Origin of the sequence: Streptomyces griseorubiginosus (assembly GCF_017614965.1) — a bacterium.
GTDB lineage: Bacteria > Actinomycetota > Actinomycetes > Streptomycetales > Streptomycetaceae > Streptomyces > Streptomyces griseorubiginosus_B.
The window spans coordinates 1-16896 of sequence record NZ_WVUG01000061.1 but is presented as its reverse complement, the minus strand read 5'-3'; the positions used below and the strand labels follow the sequence as shown (position 1 = coordinate 16896).

Genomic DNA, 16896 nt, shown 5'->3' with positions numbered 1-16896 from the left:
CTCGGTTGTCTAACGGACCTCGGTGATCTCCGGACCGCGCTGCAGCTGGCCCATGCCGCCGGAGAAGCGCGAGGACTCCTCCTGCTGGACGCCCTCGGGGACCATCTGGGCGTCGTTGGGCAGCTTCAGGACGATCGGGTCCCGGGGCGCCATCGGACCCTCGCCGCGGACCACGACCGTGTCCCGGAAGATCTGCTCGAGCAGGCCGGCCGCCTGCGGCTGCACCGCGCCCTGACCCGAGATCACCCCGCGCAGGAACCAGCGCGGACCGTCCACACCGACGAACCGCACGACCTGGAAACCACCCGTGCCGTCCGGCAGCTGCACCGGCACCTGGGCGCGCAGCTCCCAGCCGAGCGGCCCCTCGACCTCGTCGACGATGCCACCCTGCTGGGTGATGCCGGCGCCGATCTCCTCACGCACCTCGCCCCAGATGCCCTCGCGCTTGGGCGCGGCGAAGGCCTGCAACTGGATGGCGCTGTCGCGCAGCACGACGGTCGCCGCGACGATCGCGTCGCCCGCGACCTCGACCCGCAGCTCCATGCCGTCGACCCCGGGCACGAACAGACCGCCCAGGTCCACGCGGCCCTCCGCGGGGTCGCGCACCTCGGAGGAGTCCCAGGGCCCGTCGGGCCGCGGCTCGGGCTCGAGCCTCACCCGCTCGCGCTCGACCTCTTCGTCGTCCGCCTCAGCGTCGACGCTGTCGACGACCTGCTCGGCCTCGCCGGCCGCGTCCTCGGCGGCACCCTTCTTGTTGCGACGTCCGAACACGTCACTGTCCTTCCCGGTCGGATACGACCGAAGCGTATCGATTCCCACCCGTAGTGCCGCCGTCGGCGGCCTGACCGCTTGTGCTGTTCTCTCCGGTCACCGCGGCATGACCTCCGGTGGACCCGAAGCCCCCTTCGGCCCGTGCCGAGCCGGGAAGCTCCGCCACCTCCTGGAAGCTGACCTTCTCGACCTGCTGGACGACCAGTTGGGCGATCCGGTCGAAGCGCTCGAACCGCACCGCCTCGCGCGGGTCGAGATTCACCACGATCACCTTGATCTCCCCACGGTACCCGGCATCAACCGTCCCCGGGGCATTCACCAGAGCGACACCGCAGCGGGCGGCGAGCCCGGACCGGGGATGCACGAAGGCCGCGTACCCCTCGGGGAGGGCGACAGCCACCCCGGTGGGCAGCACGGCCCGTTCCCCGGGCCCCAGTTCGCACGCCTCGGTGGTGCGCAGATCGGCTCCCGCGTCACCGGGATGCGCGTACGACGGAAGCGGTACGTCCGGGTCGACGCGGCGCACCAGCACGTTCAGGGGCTCGCGACTCACGGGTTCACCTCGAAGGCGCGGGCCCGCCTGACCTGGTCCGGGTCGTTCATGGCGGCCTGGATCTCCTCGGGCCGCCCGTTGTCGATGAAGTGGCCGACCTCGACCTCGATGAAGAGCGCGTCGGCGCGCACGGCGACGGGACCGTCCGGGGCGTCGAGCCGACCGGTGGCGGCCGAGTAGATCTTGCGGCCCGCCACCGCGGTGACCTCGGCCGTCAGATACAGGGTCGTCCCGACCGGCACCGGCCGGACGAAGTCGGTTTCCAGGCGTCCGGTGACCGCGATCGTGCGCAGCAGCCAGTTCAGCGAGCCGAGGGTCTCGTCCAGCGCGGTCGCCAGCACTCCCCCGTGTGCGAGGCCGGGCGCGCCCTGGTGCGCGGGCTGCACGGTGAACTCGGCCGTGATGCTGACCCCGTCCCCGGCCCGCGCCTGCAGGTGCAGTCCGTGGGGCTGCCCGCCGCCACATCCGAAACAGTGTTCGTAGTGGGCGCCCAGAAGCTCACCGGGCGCGGGCGCGTCGGGATGACGCACGGGTTTCACCGCGTCGGCGGGAGGCTTGAGAGCTGCTGAAGTACCACTCACAGCCGCAGACCTTACCCGCGCGTCCGCACCATCCGGACACCATGCCAAGCTAGGCCACATGCAGCTCTCCACCGCCCCCTACGAAGAACGCCTCACCGCCCCGCGCTCGTGGTGGCTGATCTCCTTCCTGGTGGGCGTCTCCTTCGCCCTGATCCTGCTGCCCTTCGGCACCCTGCCGCTGCTCGGCGGCCTGGTCGGCGGCACGGCGGTCGCGGCTGTCATGGCGAGTTCGTACGGCTCGGTCCGCATCAGGGTGGTGGGCGGCTCGCTGATCGCGGGCGAGGCGAAGATCCCGGTGACGGCGCTCGGTGACACGGAGATCCTGGAGGGCGAGGAGGCGCGGGCCTGGCGCACCTACAAGGCGGACACGCGCGCGTTCCTGCTGCTGCGCTCCTACATCCCCACGGCGCTGCGGGTGGTCGTGACCGACCCCGAGGACCCGACGCCGTACCTGTACCTGTCGACGCGGGAGCCGGAGCGACTGGCGGAGGCCCTGAAGGCGGCCCGGGAGGCCGCCGCGTAGGGGCACTCAGCCCGCGGCACCGTCCTCCAGCTCCAGCGGGTGCGCCGGCTTCTCCAGGGGCGGCAGCTCGGGCAGCGCGTCCCACGGCACCTGGGCCTTGCGCAGGTCCTTGCGGATGCGCTCGGCGAGCCTCTTGGTGTCCCGCCGGTTCATGACCGCGCCCACCGCGGCGCCCACCATGAAGGGCATCAGGTTCGGCAGGTCGCGCACCACGCGCTTCATGATCTGCTGGCGCAGCTGCTGTTTCATCCGGCTGTTGACGGCCCCGCCGAAGGTGGACGGTTTGGTCACCTCGATGCCGCGCTCCCCCGACCACGAGTTGAGGTACGCGGTGCTGCGGTCCTTGAGGTTGCCGGGCGGTCGCAGTCCGTAGACCTCGTGGAGCTCGGCGATCAGCTTCAGCTCGATCGCGGCCACGCCGGTGATCTCCGCGGCCAGCTCGGTCGGCATGGCGGGCGGTACGGGCAGCATGGCCGCCGCTCCGATGCCGGCCCCGACCGTGGCGGTGGCGCTCGCGGCGCCCGCCACGAGCTTGTCGGCGATCTGCTCGGGTCCGAGGCCCGGGAACTGCCTGCGGAGGGCGGCGAGGTCCCGTACGGGCACCCGGGGTGCCATCTCGATGATCCGGTCGGCGAGGTACGCCAGGCCGGCGCGGGCCCGGCTGCCGCCCTTGCGCACGCCTTCCCTGGCCTTGTCCCGGATCGCCGCGGCCCGTCGCCTGGCGACGGGCGCGGGATTCCCGCCCTGCGCCGGCACCGGGAGGTCAGCCCGGCCTGCCGCAGGTTCGAGCGGGGCCGATCCCGTGGACCCCGTGGTCTCCGGTGTCGCACCCGATGGGCCCCGCTCGTCGTCACGCACGCCGTGAGGGCCGTACTGCGGCCCTTCGTCCGCTCCCTGCCGAGGGGAGCGGCGCTTCCAGGGAGGGGTCGAGCCAGTCACGGCCGACCCGTCCTCAGTCGCAGTCGCGGCAGATCGGCTGACCGTTCTTCTCCCGGGCCAGCTGGCTGCGGTGGTGCACCAGGAAGCAGCTCATGCAGGTGAACTCGTCCTGTTGCTTGGGCAGCACCCGGACGGCCAGCTCCTCGTTGGAGAGGTCGGCCCCGGGCAGTTCCAGGCCTTCGGCGGCCTCGAACTCGTCGACGTCGACCGCCGAGGTGGACTTGTCGTTCCTCCTGGCCTTCAGCTCTTCAAGGCTGTCGGAGTCCACATCGTCGTCGGTCTTGCGTGGGGTGTCGTAATCCGTTGCCATTTCGCTCTCCCCCTCTGGGTGTCTGCGGGTGTCTCCAGCGCACGTAACGCGTGAGAGGCCGGACTTGTGCCCGCCTCGAGGCGGAGATTTTGCCTCACATCAAGGTCTGTTACTCAATCGACACCCAACCGGACTCCTCAAGAGTGATCGGCTTGGATGGCGAACGGGACCGTACACGGTCCGCCTACCGCTCTTCAAAGGCGTCTCAACCTGTACTTCCCGTGATCAAGACACCCGAAAACCAGGATTTTCCCGGCTTTCCGACGGCCCTCTTGATCACGGAGAGTGGATGGTCGAGAAATCGCCCATGTGATCGATCACACAGGGGGGGCCCGGCTGCGCGGCCGGAAAATTCCGCGCAAAGCGAACAAGCCCCGTGTGTCGGCGCCATGATCTCAGACGGGGAGAGCGACCCGCATCACCAGCCCACCCCCTTCACGTGGCTGCGCCGAGATGTGTCCGCCGTGCGCCCGCGCCACGGACCGCACGATGGACAGTCCCAGGCCGACGCCCTTGTCGCTGCCGGTGCGCTCCGTGCGCAGCCGCCGGAAGGGCTCGAAGAGGTTGTCGATCTCGTACGCCGGCACGACCGGCCCGGTGTTGGAGACGACCAGGACCGCCTGCCCGTGCTGGACCTCGGTGGTGACCTCGACCCAGCCGCCCTCGGGCACGTTGTACCGCACGGCGTTCTGTACGAGGTTCAGCGCGATGCGCTCCAGCAGGACGCCGTTGCCCTGGACGACCGCGGTCTTCTGCTCCCCGCGGATCACCACGCCCTTGGCCTCCGCCTCCGAGTGCACCTGGTCGACGGCCTGCTCGGCGACCTCCGCGAGGTCCACGGGCTTGCGCTCGACGATCTGGTTGTCGCTGCGGGCCAGCAGCAGCAGACCCTCCACCAGCTGCTCGCTGCGCTCGTTGGTGGCGAGCAGCGTCTTGCCGAGCTGCTGGAGCTCCACCGGGGCGTTCGGGTCGGAGAGGTGGACCTCCAGGAGCGTGCGGTTGATCGCGAGCGGGGTGCGCAGCTCGTGCGAGGCGTTGCCGACGAAGCGCTGCTGGGCGGTGAAGGCCCGCTGCAGACGCTCCAGCATGTCGTCGAAGGTGTCGGCGAGCTCCTTGAGCTCGTCGTCCGGGCCGTCCAGCTCGATGCGGCGGGAGAGGTCCGAGCCCGCCACCGCCCGCGCGGTGCGGGTGATGCGGCCCAGCGGCGCCAGGACCCGGCCCGCCATCGCGTAGCCGAAGGCGAAGGCGATCACGGCGAGGCCGAGCAGCGCCAGCAGGGAGCGGCTGAGGAGGTCGTCGAGGGCGTGCTGGCGCTGAACGGCGTCGCACTGCTTGAGGATCGCGTTGATCTCGCTCGTCGGCGCCGAGTTCACGGCGGGACAGGTGGAGCTGGTGATGTCGAGGTTGGCGCCGGACACCGAGAACGACTGGCCGCTGCCCTCGTGCAGGGCCTGGGCCGCCAGCAGATAGATGATCGACAGCAGCAGGATCCCGGCGATCAGGAACATGCCGCCGTACAGCAGGGTCAGGCGTATGCGGATGGTGGGGCGCAGCCAGGGGAACGGCGGTTCGGGCTTCCTGGGGTCCCAGGTGGGCTTGGGGGGTGCCGTGGGGAGAGCGGGTGTTGCGGCCATCGGGGATCAGATCCGGTAGCCGGAGCCGGGGACGGTGACGATGACGGGCGGCTCACCGAGCTTTCGGCGCAGCGTCATCACGGTGACGCGCACGACGTTGGTGAACGGGTCGGTGTTCTCGTCCCAGGCCTTCTCCAGGAGCTGCTCCGCCGAGACGACGGCGCCCTCGGAGCGCATCAGGACCTCCAGGACCGCGAACTCCTTGGGGGCGAGCTGGACCTCCTTGCCGTCCCGGAAGACCTCGCGGCGGTTGGGGTCGAGCTTGATGCCGGCGCGCTCCAGGACCGGCGGCAGCGGCACGCTGGTGCGGCGGCCGAGGGCCCGCACGCGGGCGATGAGCTCGCTGAACGCGAAGGGCTTGGGGAGATAGTCGTCGGCGCCGATCTCCAGGCCCTCCACGCGGTCGCTGACGTCACCGGAGGCCGTGAGCATCAGCACGCGCGTGGGCATGCCGAGCTCGACGATCTTGCGGCAGACGTCGTCGCCGTGGACGAGCGGGAGGTCGCGGTCGAGGACCACCACGTCGTAGTCGTTGACGCCGATGCGCTCCAGGGCGGCCGCACCGTCGTACACGACGTCGACGGCCATGGCCTCCCGGCGCAGTCCGGTGGCCACCGCATCGGCGAGCAGTTGCTCGTCCTCGACGACGAGTACGCGCACGTCGCTTGTCCTTCCTGAGGTCCACCCGCGTAGTGCCGGACGGGCAGGCGGGCAGGGGTGTGGGCAGGGTTCTTCAAGAGTGTGTGCCTCCATCCTGCCCTTTTCGGCCGTAAGTCGGCGGTAAGGCGGGGGACGGAACATCAAGGGCAAGGTGGTCTCGACATGAAGAACAGGTGTGAGACCCGGGAATGCGAGATTTTCTCCGGCGGTTGAGGTTTCTGTGGAAGGAAGCGGGGGGAGGACGGTTCATACCCCGCGATCACGCTCTGCTAGTGCCGCAACACCATGCGGCACGGCGCAATCCGCTTTCCGCAGAGTGGGCGTGTGGGTGCCCGGCACCGTCGCCGCCCAGCAGGGCAGTGCCGCTGGGCATCTGCCGGAGACGTGATCGCCCCTTCCGAACGGCACACCCCCGTGCCACCGACCCACGACCCAGGACGAGGGGGCGCAGCATGGACGCATTCACCGCAGGACTTCTGCAGCGCATAAAGGCGACCGAGTCCGACCTGACGCGGGCTCGCGACGAGGGCGACGACTTCCTCGTCGAGGTCGAGCAGGGCGAACTCGACGACCTGCGCCGCCTTGCCGCCGAGCACGGTGTGGAAGTTGGCGCATAGCGTCTGAACGCTCAGGAGCGATCCACTCCCGAGCGACAGCGGGCCCCCGGCGAATCCAGCGCCGGGGGCCCGCTGCGTGCAGGGGTGCGTGCGGCCGTGGCGGCCGGACCCGTCAGTCGTGCCAGGCGCCGAAGTCCTCCAGCAGCCGCTGGAGGGGCTCGAAGACCCCGGGACTGCCGGCCACCGCCAGATCGCGTCCCGGGCGCTCTCCGGGGCGTCCACCGGTCAGGGCGCCCGCCTCCCGGGCGACGAGGTCCCCGGCCGCGAGGTCCCAGGCGTTGAGTCCGCGCTCGTAGAAGCCGTCCAGGCGGCCGGCCGCCAGGTCGCACAGGTCCACCGCGGCCGAGCCGCCGCGCCGGATGTCCCGCAGCAGCGGGATCAGCCGGTGGGCCACCTCGGCCTGGTGCGCGCGGACCTCCAGGACGTAGTTGAAACCGGTCGAGACCAGGGCCTGGTCGAGCGGCGGCGAGGGGCGGACGGCCAGCTCGCGCTCGCCCTCCCAGGCGCCCGTCGCCCAGGCCCCGCCGCCGCGGACCGCGTGGAACGTCTCACCGCGCATCGGTACCGCGACGACTCCGACGACCGCCTCGCCGTCCTGTTCGGCGGCGATGGAGACCGACCAGGTCGGCAGCCCGTACAGGTAGTTGACCGTGCCGTCGAGCGGGTCGACCACCCAGCGGATGCCGCTGGTGCCCTCGACGGAGGCCCCCTCCTCGCCGAGGAAGCCGTCGTCGGGGCGGCGGGCGGAGATCACGTCCGTGATCAGCTTCTCCGCCGCGATGTCCATCTCGGTCACGACGTCGATGGGGCTCGACTTGGTCGCGGCCACCGCAAGATCGGCCGGGCGGCCGTCCCGCAGCAGCTCACCGGCTCGGCGGGCGGCCTCCTGGGCCAGTTCCAGCAGTTCCCCGTGCAGGGCGTCGGTCACGGGTCTCCTCACGCGTAGGGGCTGTCGGCGCCCGCGGCGGCCGGGTGCGGGGCGCGGGCGGGGCAGCAGCCGACCGGGCAGAGGTCGTGGCTCGCGCCGAGCGCGCCGAGGGCGCAAGGGGTGACCTCCTGGCCGCGTTCGACGGCCGCGCGCTCCAGGACGAGGTCGCGGATCGCGGCGGCGAAGCGCGGGTCGGCGCCCACGGTGGCCGAGCGGCGCACGGGCAGGCCCAGCTCCTCCGCCTTGGCCTTGGCCTCCGTGTCGAGGTCGTAGAGGACCTCCATGTGGTCGGAGACGAAGCCGACAGGAGCGATCACCACCGCCGGTACGCCGGCCGCGTGCCGCTCCGCGAGGTGGTCGCAGATGTCCGGCTCCAGCCACGGGATGTGCGGGGCGCCGGAGCGTGACTGGTAGACGAGCTGCCAGGGGTGGTCGACGCCGGTGCGCTCGCGGACCGCCTCGGCGATCAGCTTCGCCACGTCCAGGTGCTGGGCGACGTACGCGCCGCCGTCGCCGTGGGCCTCGACCGGGCCTGAGGTGTCGGCGGAGGCGACCGGGATGGAGTGGGTCGAGAAGGCGATGTGGGCGCCGTCCCGGACGTCCTCGGGCAGGTCGGCGAGGGACTTCAGCACGCCCTCGACCATGGGCTCGACGAAGCCCTCGTGGTTGAAGTAGTGCCGGATCTTGTCGACCTTCGGCAGGTCGAGGCCCTCGGCCTGAAGGGCGGCGAGGGAGTCGGCGAGGTTCTCGCGGTACTGGCGGCAGCCGGAGTACGAGGCGTAGGCGCTGGTGGCCAGCACCAGGATCCGGCGGCGGCCGTCGGCGACCATCTCGCGCAGGGTGTCCGTCAGGTAGGGGGCCCAGTTGCGGTTGCCCCAGTAGACCGGCAGGTCCAGGCCGTGGTCCGCGAAGTCCTTGCGCAGGGCGTCGAGCAGGGCGCGGTTCTGGTCGTTGATGGGGCTGACCCCGCCGAACAGGAAGTAGTGCTCGCCCACTTCCTTGAGGCGTTCCCTGGGGATCCCGCGCCCGCGCGTGACGTTCTCCAGGAAGGGGATCACGTCGTCGGGGCCCTCGGGTCCTCCGAAGGAGAGCAGGAGCAGGGCGTCGTAGGGGGTGGCGTCGAGCGCGTCTGGCATGGGCCGATCCTGTCATCCGGTACTGACAGCCGGGAAACGGCGGGGTGTCCGGCCGGGTTCCCGCACGGTCCGTCCCGGTTGCGCGAGCACTCCGGCCGGGTGCATGGGTCGAGCCGGGTGCATGGGGTCGAGCCGGGTGCACAGGGTTGACCGGACTCGTAAGCTGTATCAGCCGCATTCGCGCCTTACCGCGCCGCCGTCCCTCTCCTGATCCGGAGCCCGCCGTGCCCAGCCCCTACCGCGCCCTGTTCGCCGCCCCCGGCTCCAAGGGCTTCTCCGCCGCGGGGTTCGTCGGCCGGATGCCGCTGTCGATGATGGGCATCGGCGTGGTCACGATGATCTCCCAGATCAGCGGGCGGTACGGCCTCGCGGGCGCCCTGTCGGCCACCATCGCGCTGGCCGCGGCGGCGATCGGGCCGCAGATCTCCCGGCTGGTGGACCAGCACGGGCAGCGGCGCGTGCTGCGGCCCGCCACGCTCGTCGCGCTCGCCTCGGCGACCGGGCTGCTGCTCGCCGCGCACTTCGGCTGGCCGGACTGGGTGCTGTTCCTGTGCGCGGCCGGCGTCGGGTCCGTACCGAGTCTCGGCGCGATGATCCGCGCGCGGTGGGCCGCCCTGTACCGGGGGACGCCGCACCTGCACACCGCGTACTCGTTCGAGTCGGTCGTGGACGAGGTGTGCTTCATCTTCGGGCCGATCGTCTCCATCGGGCTGTCGACCGCCTGGTTCCCGGAGGCGGGACCGCTGCTCGCGGCCTGTTTCCTGGCCGTCGGCGTCTTCTGGCTGACCGCCCAGCGGGCCACCGAGCCCGCCCCGCACCCGCGCGAGCACCAGGGCGGCGGCTCGGCGCTGCGCGCGCGGGGACTGCAGGTCCTGGTGGCCACCTTCGTGGCGACCGGGGCGATCTTCGGGGCGGTGGACGTGGTCACCGTGGCCTTCGCCGACGCGCGCGGGCACAAGGGGGCGGCGAGCGTGGTCCTGGCGCTGTACGCGGCCGGTTCCTGCGTGGCCGGAATCGTGTTCGGGCTGCTGCGTTTCGCGGGGGCGCCGCAGCGCCGCTGGCTGCTGGGCATATGCGCGATGGCCGTGAGTATGATCCCCCTCCTACTGGTCGGAAACTTGCCGTTTCTGGCCGTGGCGCTCTTCGTCGCGGGCCTGTCCATCGCACCCACGATGATCACGACGATGTCCCTCATCGAAGAGCACGTACCACGCGCGCAGTTGACCGAGGGCATGACCTGGATCAGTACCGGGCTCGCGGTCGGCGTCGCGCTCGGCTCCTCCGTGGCCGGCTGGGTCATCGACGCGGCCGGGGCGCGGGCCGGGTACGGGGTCCCGGCGGTGTCCGGGGCCGTCGCGGTCGCGGTCGGTTTCCTGGGGTACCGCCGGCTCAGCAGGCCGGCTCCGCGTCGGGGAGGCACCGTTGAGCAGCACAGCGAGCGGGAAGAACGGCACGTGGCGTAACTGGGGCGGCAACGTCTCCGCCCGTCCCGCGCGGGAGGTCACGCCGGCCTCCGTGGAGGAACTGGCCGCGGCCGTGCGCCGGGCGGCCGAGGACGGGCTGACCGTCAAGGCGGTCGGCACCGGGCACTCCTTCACGTCCATCGCGGCCACCGACGGTGTGTTGATCCGCCCTCAACTGTTGACCGGCATCCGCGACATCGACCGTGATGCCATGACCGTCACGGTGGAGGCCGGCACCCCGCTCAAGAGGCTCAACATGGCTCTCGCGCGCGAGGGTCTGTCGCTGACCAACATGGGCGACATCATGGAGCAGACGGTCTCCGGTGCCACCAGCACCGGCACCCACGGCACGGGCCGTGAGTCGGCCTCGATCGCCGCCCAGATCAAGGGACTCGAGCTGGTCACCGCGGACGGCACGGTCCTCACCTGCTCCGAGAAGGAGAACCCGGAGGTCTTCGCGGCCGCCCGGATCGGCCTGGGCGCGCTCGGCATCGTCACCGCGATCACCTTCGCCGTGGAGCCGGTCTTCCTGCTCACGGCCCGCGAGGAGCCGATGCCGTTCGACAAGGTGCTCGCCGAGTTCGACCAGCTCTGGGCCGAGAACGAGCACTTCGAGTTCTACTGGTTCCCGCACACCGGCAACACCAACACCAAGCGCAACAACCGCAGCGCGGGCCCGGAGAAACCGGTGCCGCCGGTGTCCGGGTGGTTCGAGGACGAGTTCCTCTCCAACGGCGTGTTCCAGGTGGCCCAGTGGGTCGGCCGCGCGGCCCCGGCGTCGATCCCGACGATCGCCCGGATCTCCAGCAAGGCCCTGTCCGCACGCACCTACACGGACATCCCGTACAAGGTCTACACGTCGCCGCGCCGCGTGCGCTTCGTCGAGATGGAGTACGCCGTCCCGCGCGCGGCCCTGGCCGAGACACTGCGCGAACTGAAGGCGATGGTCGACCGCTCCGGCCTCCGGGTCAGCTTCCCGGTCGAGGTGCGCACGGCCCCCGCCGACGACATCACGCTGTCCACCGCGTCGGGCCGCGACAGCGCCTATGTCGCCGTCCACATGTTCAAGGGCACGCCGTACCACGCCTACTTCACCGCCGCGGAGCGCATCTTCACCGCCCACGAGGGCCGCCCGCACTGGGGCAAGGTGCACACCCGGGACGCCGAGTACTTCGCCGGCGTCTACCCGCGGTTCGGCGAGTTCACCGCTTTGAGGGACCGGCTCGACCCGGACCGCCGGTTCCAGAACGACTACCTGCGGCGGGTGTTGGGGGCGTAGACCGGTGCGCGGTCATTGGTTCCGTTTCTGACGGTTGCGTGAGGTACGCCACTTCCAAGATCCCCGAACCGCTCAACAGGCGGCCGGGGCACGCGCCTTGCCAGATATTGGGTGGCGTGCCAATCCACGCACGTGGTCCAAATGGAGTACTGTTGCGAGCCCTGGGTCCGGTCTCCCGCCAGGGCGTCCGGGGCCTTGCTGGACCGCCAGGAGGGGGCTCGTTGCACAGGGTGACGGAGTTGGTCACTTAGCGTTGCGAATAGGTAACCGTGCCATAACGGCGTTCCCGGGCCCGTGCCCGACACGCCGGGCAACTCGGCAAGGTTGTGGCAGGCTGCACCCGGGCAGGCCACACTCGACTAGCGGAAGCAGCGACGCACGTGACGTCGGCAGGCACCACCCGGGAGGTCCCCATGCCCGAACTGCGTGTCGTGGCCGTCTCCAATGACGGCACACGGCTGGTGCTGAAGGCTGCCGACTCTACGGAGTACACGCTTCCGATCGACGAACGGCTGCGTGCGGCAGTCCGCGGCGACCGTCCCCGCCTCGGTCAGATCGAGATCGAGGTCGAAAGCCATCTCCGTCCCCGCGACATCCAGGCGCGTATACGCGCCGGTGCCACCGCGGAGGAAGTCGCGCAGCTCGCGGGCATCCCCGTCGACCGGGTACGCCGCTTCGAGGGCCCCGTCCTCGCCGAGCGCGCGTTCATGGCCGAGCGGGCCCGCAAGACCCCCGTCCGCCGCCCCGGCGAGAACGCCGCGGGGCCCCAGCTCGGCGAGGCCGTCCAGGAGCGTCTGCTGCTGCGCGGCGCCGAGAAGGACACGGTGCAGTGGGACTCGTGGCGCCGCGACGACGGCACCTGGGAGGTCCTGCTGGTCTACCGGGTCGCGGGCGAACCGCACTCGGCGAGCTGGACGTACGACCCGCCCCGGCGGCTCGTCCAGGCCGTCGACGAGGAGGCGCGCTCGCTGATCGGCGAGTCCGAGGACCTCGCCGCGCCGGAGCCCAGTTTCCCCTTCGTCCCGCGTATCGCCCGGCTGCCGCGCGACCGCCAGATGGACCGCGCCCTCGACCGCCCGAGCCTGCCCGCGCAGGCGTCCGAACCGGCGGAGGAGAGCACGGCCGGTGAACGGGACTCGCTGACCAGCCTGTTGGAGGCGGTACCGAGCTTCCGCGGCGACCTGGTGGTCCCGGAGCGCCCGTCCGAGACGCCCCCGCCGCCGGAGGAACCCGTCGCCGAGCCCGAGGCGGAGGAGCCCCCGGCTCCGGCGGCCTCGGCCGGTTCCGCCTACGCGGACGTCCTGATGCCGCGTTCCGTGGGCAGTCACCGCGATCGTCTCATCGGCGCCACCGACCGCCAGGCGGAGGCCGACGGCGTCCGCCCGGGCCGCCGGGCGGCCGTCCCGAGCTGGGACGAGATCGTGTTCGGGACGCGGCGCAAGAAGCAGGAGTAGTCGGTCGTACGAGCATGAGGGCCGCGCCGTCTGGGCGCGGCCCTCCCGCCGTGCCCCCGCCACAGCGGAATCGGCCCCACCGCGACCGCGCCCATCGGCACGACCGACCGCCCTGCGGAGCAGCCGACCGCAGGAGCGGAAGCGGTCCCCCTGAGACACGGCCCATCGGCACCACCAACCGCCCAACGGGGCAGCCAATCGCAGGAGCCGAAGGACCGCACCCTGACGGCGCGGCCCTCCCGCCGTGTCCGCTACTGCGGATCCGGACCCACCGCGACCGGACGCGAGGGGTCCGACGACCACTCCGACCAGGACCCGACGTACAGTGCCGCCGGAATCCCGGCGACCGCCAGGGCGAGCACCTCGTGCGCCCCCGAGACGCCCGAGCCGCAGTACACGCCGACGGCCGCGCCGTCGCCCGCCCCCAGCGCCTTGAAGCGCTCGGCCAGTTGCTCGGCCGGCAGGAACCGTCCGTCGGGGCCGACGTTCTCGTTCGTCGGGGCCGACACCGCGCCCGGGATGTGCCCGCCGACCCGGTCGATCGGCTCCACGTCCCCCCGGTACCGCTCCCCCGCCCGCGCGTCGAACAGGACGCCGGACCGTGCCAACGCGGCCGCCCCGTCGGCGTCCAGGAACCCGGCGTCGCCCGGCACCGGCTCGAAGTCACCCTCGACCGGCGTAGGTGCGGACGTCTCCAGCGCCCCCTCCCAGGCCGGCAACCCGCCGTCGAGGACCCGCACGTCCGGGTGCCCCGTCCACCGCAGCAGCCACCACGCACGCGCCGCCGCCCAGCCCTGTCCGCCGTCGTACACGACCACCGGCGTCCCGGCCGAGACGCCCGCCCGCCGCATCGCGGCACCGAAGACCTCGAGGTCGGGCAGCGGGTGCCGGCCGCGCTCGCCGGGCGCGGAGGCGAGTTCCGTGTCCAGGTCGACGTAGACCGCACCGGGGATGTGCCCGGCCGCGTACGCGGCACGGCCGTCGAAGGGCGGCTCGCCGGCCGCCTTGGCCACGGTCAGCTGCCAGCGGACGTCGAGCAGGACCGGCGGGTTCTGGCCGGTCAGGTCGCTCGCGAGTTCGGATGCGGAGATGATGGCGTTCATGGCCCCCATCCTCGCGCACGGGGTGGCCGCGTCGTCCATGTCCGGCTACTCTGCTCCGCCGGACAGGCCCGATCACGAGGCGTACGGACTCGGGCACTTGCCGTACAACCGATCGACACCCGTCGGCCATCGCCCGGGAACGGACGGGACTCCGCACACCGGGCATTCTGCGGGCACGCGGCCGTGCGCGTCGCGGCGCGCCCGGAGCCCGCGGTGGCACGGCTGGTGCGAGCATCGGCACGGGGATCCGGACAGCGGAAGCGACACGGCCACCGCGAGGGGTCGAGGAGAGAGTGACGATGACCGAGACGCACGCTCGGCACACACCCGGTACGCCCTGCTGGGTGAGCCTGATGGTGCACGGTTTGACGGCCACCCAGGACTTCTACGGTTCCTTGTTCGGCTGGGAGTTCGAGCCCGGCCCCCGGCAACTGGGCCCGTACTCCCGCGCCCTGCTCGACGGCCACGAGGTGGCGGGCATCGGCCAACTGCCGCCCGACCGCCATCTGCCCATCGCCTGGACGCCGTACCTCGCCTCGGACGACGTGGACCTGACCGCCGAGACGGTACGGCTGTGCGGCGGCACGATCGGGGTCGGGCCGCTGGACGCCGACGAGGCCGGACGTCTCGCGATCGGCTCCGATCCCTCGGGCGCCGTCTTCGGCGTCTGGCAGGCCGCCCGGCACCTCGGCACGGCCCTCACGGGCGTCCCCGGCACCCCCGCCTGGAACGAACTGCTCACCTTCGAGTCGGCGAGCGTCGCCAAGTTCTACGAGACCGTCTTCGCCTTCGAGGAGGAGCCGGTCGTCTCCGCCGACTCCGACTACGTCACCCTGCGCGTCGACGGCCGCCCGGTGGCCGGCATCCACGGCGTCGGCCACGCCCTCCCCCGTGACCGGGGCCCGCACTGGCTGACGTACTTCGAGGTGGCCGACACGGACGAGGCGGCCGACCGCCTGACCGACCTCGGCGGCCACGTCCTGAAGGGCCCGCACGACACGCCCCACGGCCGCGCGGCCACGGTGTCGGACCCGGAGGGCGCCCGCTTCTCCCTGGTCCAGAGCCCGCGCTGAGCGCGGCCGGCGGCGGCTCAGACCGACGACACCGGCAGCACGTCCGGGGAGAGGGCCGCCGCGCGGGCCGTGGCCGCCGTCATCCGGCGGCGGTGGTGCCGGCGGCACAGGACCTCGTAGCCGACGGTGTCGGACTGGTCGACATCGCCGACGACCACCTGGGCGCCCTCGACGACCATCTCACCGCCTATCGTGCGGGCGTTGTGTGTGGCGCGGGCCCCGCACCAGCACAGCGCCTCGACCTGGAGGACCTCGACGCGGTCGGCGAGTTCGACGAGGCGCTGGGAGCCCGGGAAGAGCTTCGAGCGGAAGTCCGTCGTGATGCCGAAGGCGTAGACGTCGAGGCCCAGGTCGTCGACCACGCGCGCGAGTTGGTCGATCTGCTCGGGCGCCAGGAACTGCGCCTCGTCCGCGATGACGTAGTCCGCGCGGCCGCCCTGGGAGAGATGGTTGACCAGGTAGGCGTAGAGGTCCTGTCCGTTCTCGACCTCCACCGCGTCCGTCACCAGGCCCAGCCGCGAGGAGAGTTTGCCCTCGCCGGCGCGGTCGTCCCGAGTGAAGATCATTCCGGCCAGGCCGCGCGCCGAGCGGTTGTGCTCGATCTGGAGAGCCAGGGTCGACTTCCCGCAGTCCATCGTTCCGGAGAAGAACACCAGCTCGGGCATGGGTGGTTGAGCACCTTTCGGCGAACGGGACGGCGTACGGGCTTCAGGAGCGTACTTCGAGCAGAGGGACCAGCTGTTCGGCAGGGGTCATCGAACCGTGGTTGCCGACCATCGCCGACTCCTTCGGCTCCCGCTCGGACGCGATGATCAGGACGTCGTCCCGCGCGGCCGCGACGACGTCACCGAGGCGGGCGTACACCCGTTCGTCGATCCGCGGTCCGAACCAGCCCGCCGCGATGGCCTCGTCGCGCGAGGCCACCCAGAACTGCTCGCCGAGCACCTCGCGCCAGCAGGTCAGGACGTCGTTCTGGGCGCCGGGGACGGCGTAGACGTGCCGGGCGCGGCCCTCGCCGCCCAGCAGGGCCACTCCGGCGCGCAGCTCCCAGTCCTCGTCGAAGTCGATGCGATGCTGCTCGTCGAAGGGCACGTCGACCATGCCGTGGTCGGCGGTGACGTACAGCGCGCTGCGCGGGGGGAGTTGCTCGGCGAGGCGCTGGACGAGCCGGTCGACGTGCATGAGCTGGCCGCGCCAGGTGTCGGAGTCGACGCCGTAGCGGTGGCCCGCACCGTCCAGCTCGGCGTAGTACGTGTACACCAACGAGCGGTCGTCGGCGGCCAGTTGCTCGGCCGCGACGTCCATGCGGTCCTCTCCGGACAGCCTGCCGAGGAACGTTCCGCCGCTGAGCGCGACCTTGGTCAGCGGGGTGCTCTCGAAGGTCGGCGAGGACACCTGGGCCGCGTGCACGCCCGCCTGGTGGGCCAGCTGGAAGACGGTGGGGTACGGCTGCCAGACCTGCGGTGCGGTCCAGGGCTGCCAGCGCAGCTGGTTCATCAGCTCGCCGGTGGCCGGATCACGCACGGTGTAGCCGGGCAGGCCGTGCGCGCCGGGCGGCAGACCGGTGCCGACGGAGGCGAGGGAGGTGGCGGTGGTCGCCGGGTAGCCGGTGGTCAGGGGGCGTCCGGTGCCGCCGCGCGAGCTGCCGAGCAGCGAGGTCAGGAAGGGCGCCTCGTCCGGGTGCGCCTTCAGCTGCTCCCAGCCGAGGCCGTCGATCAGGAACACGCAGTTCCGGTCGGCGGGCGTCAGCTCGGCGATCGACGCCGTCGTGCCGGGTACGCCCATGCCGGCGGCCAGGGTCGGCAGGAGGTCGGCGAGGGAGCCGCTGCCGTACTCGGGCAGGGGCGCGGAGTCGACGGAGAGGGGCTCGGG

At 71.8% G+C, this 16896-nt stretch carries 18 protein-coding genes; 6 read left to right on the top strand and 12 right to left on the bottom strand.

The annotated features are described in order from the left end of the window. Nucleotides 1-9: 9 nt before the first annotated feature. The 3 genes from GRC12_RS14695 to GRC12_RS14685 are packed head-to-tail and all read right to left on the bottom strand — an operon-like array spanning nucleotide 10 to nucleotide 1905. A complete protein-coding gene (locus GRC12_RS14695; RefSeq protein ID WP_208779688.1) occupies nucleotides 10-771 on the bottom strand; it encodes a DUF3710 domain-containing protein in 762 nt (253 codons plus the stop codon). 1 nt (nucleotide 772) lies between these two features. Then, nucleotides 773-1324: a dUTP diphosphatase gene (gene dut / locus GRC12_RS14690; protein WP_208779687.1), complete on the bottom strand. Its 552-nt coding sequence runs from the start codon at nucleotides 1322-1324 to the stop codon at nucleotides 773-775. Continuing rightward, on the bottom strand, nucleotides 1321-1905 hold the full coding sequence (locus GRC12_RS14685; protein WP_208779686.1) for a PaaI family thioesterase: 585 nt from the start codon (nucleotides 1903-1905) through the stop codon (nucleotides 1321-1323). The genes dut and GRC12_RS14685 overlap by 4 nt, the downstream gene beginning before the upstream one ends. Nucleotides 1906-1963: 58 nt before the next feature. On the opposite strand from GRC12_RS14685, the gene GRC12_RS14680 reads away from it, so the two are divergent. After that, nucleotides 1964-2428 (top strand): DUF3093 domain-containing protein, encoded by a 465-nt coding sequence (locus GRC12_RS14680; protein ID WP_208779685.1) that lies wholly within the window; start codon nucleotides 1964-1966, stop codon nucleotides 2426-2428. A gap of 6 nt (nucleotides 2429-2434) precedes the next feature. Here the strand turns inward: GRC12_RS14680 and GRC12_RS14675 are convergent, their stop codons facing one another. From GRC12_RS14675 to GRC12_RS14660, 4 genes are all read right to left on the bottom strand, one after another. After that, entirely contained in the window at nucleotides 2435-3367 is a 933-nt protein-coding gene (locus GRC12_RS14675; protein WP_208779684.1) for a hypothetical protein, read from the bottom strand. A 13-nt stretch (nucleotides 3368-3380) separates the two neighbouring features. After that, nucleotides 3381-3677, bottom strand: coding sequence for a DUF4193 domain-containing protein (locus GRC12_RS14670; RefSeq protein WP_005481602.1), 297 nt, complete (start codon nucleotides 3675-3677; stop codon nucleotides 3381-3383). Between the two features lie 395 nt (nucleotides 3678-4072). Further along, nucleotides 4073-5311: a sensor histidine kinase gene (locus tag GRC12_RS14665; protein WP_208779683.1), complete on the bottom strand. Its 1239-nt coding sequence runs from the start codon at nucleotides 5309-5311 to the stop codon at nucleotides 4073-4075. A gap of 6 nt (nucleotides 5312-5317) precedes the next feature. Further along, complete coding sequence (locus tag GRC12_RS14660) at nucleotides 5318-5971, bottom strand: response regulator transcription factor (RefSeq protein WP_003993508.1); 654 nt, start codon at nucleotides 5969-5971, stop codon at nucleotides 5318-5320. 452 nt (nucleotides 5972-6423) lie between these two features. On the opposite strand from GRC12_RS14660, the gene GRC12_RS14655 reads away from it, so the two are divergent. Beyond that, complete coding sequence (locus tag GRC12_RS14655; protein WP_165954967.1) at nucleotides 6424-6588, top strand: hypothetical protein; 165 nt, start codon at nucleotides 6424-6426, stop codon at nucleotides 6586-6588. A 112-nt stretch (nucleotides 6589-6700) separates the two neighbouring features. Here GRC12_RS14655 and GRC12_RS14650 read toward each other — a convergent pair whose 3' ends face one another. Then, the gene (locus GRC12_RS14650; protein WP_208779682.1) at nucleotides 6701-7516 is read right to left on the bottom strand and encodes an inositol monophosphatase family protein; all 816 of its coding nucleotides are present in this window, start codon (nucleotides 7514-7516) and stop codon (nucleotides 6701-6703) included. Nucleotides 7517-7524: 8 nt separating this feature from the next. Continuing rightward, entirely contained in the window at nucleotides 7525-8652 is a 1128-nt protein-coding gene (locus GRC12_RS14645) for a ferrochelatase (protein ID WP_208779681.1), read from the bottom strand. A gap of 224 nt (nucleotides 8653-8876) precedes the next feature. Here GRC12_RS14645 and GRC12_RS14640 point away from each other — a divergent pair, with 224 nt between their 5' ends. From GRC12_RS14640 to sepH, 3 genes are all read left to right on the top strand, one after another. Further along, entirely contained in the window at nucleotides 8877-10115 is a 1239-nt protein-coding gene (locus tag GRC12_RS14640; protein ID WP_208779680.1) for an MFS transporter, read from the top strand. Further along, nucleotides 10075-11394: a D-arabinono-1,4-lactone oxidase gene (locus GRC12_RS14635; RefSeq protein ID WP_208779679.1), complete on the top strand. Its 1320-nt coding sequence runs from the start codon at nucleotides 10075-10077 to the stop codon at nucleotides 11392-11394. Before GRC12_RS14640 ends, GRC12_RS14635 begins: the two co-directional genes overlap by 41 nt. Before the next feature lie 413 nt (nucleotides 11395-11807). Then, on the top strand, nucleotides 11808-12848 hold the full coding sequence (gene sepH, locus GRC12_RS14630) for a septation protein SepH (RefSeq protein ID WP_208779678.1): 1041 nt from the start codon (nucleotides 11808-11810) through the stop codon (nucleotides 12846-12848). A 251-nt stretch (nucleotides 12849-13099) separates the two neighbouring features. Here sepH and GRC12_RS14625 read toward each other — a convergent pair whose 3' ends face one another. Continuing rightward, nucleotides 13100-13951: a sulfurtransferase gene (locus GRC12_RS14625; protein WP_208779677.1), complete on the bottom strand. Its 852-nt coding sequence runs from the start codon at nucleotides 13949-13951 to the stop codon at nucleotides 13100-13102. A 299-nt stretch (nucleotides 13952-14250) separates the two neighbouring features. On the opposite strand from GRC12_RS14625, the gene GRC12_RS14620 reads away from it, so the two are divergent. Then, nucleotides 14251-15024 carry a VOC family protein gene (locus GRC12_RS14620; protein ID WP_208779676.1) on the top strand — a complete coding sequence of 258 codons (774 nt, stop codon included), beginning with the start codon at nucleotides 14251-14253 and terminating at the stop codon, nucleotides 15022-15024. Between the two features lie 17 nt (nucleotides 15025-15041). On the opposite strand, the gene GRC12_RS14615 is transcribed toward GRC12_RS14620, so the two are convergent. Both GRC12_RS14615 and GRC12_RS14610 read right to left on the bottom strand, forming a co-directional pair. After that, nucleotides 15042-15689, bottom strand: a complete 648-nt coding sequence (locus GRC12_RS14615) for a thymidine kinase (RefSeq protein WP_208779675.1) — start codon at nucleotides 15687-15689, stop codon at nucleotides 15042-15044. A 43-nt stretch (nucleotides 15690-15732) separates the two neighbouring features. After that, nucleotides 15733-16896, bottom strand: a 1164-nt coding sequence (locus GRC12_RS14610; protein WP_208779674.1) for an alkaline phosphatase family protein, incomplete at its 5' end; no start/stop codon positions are given.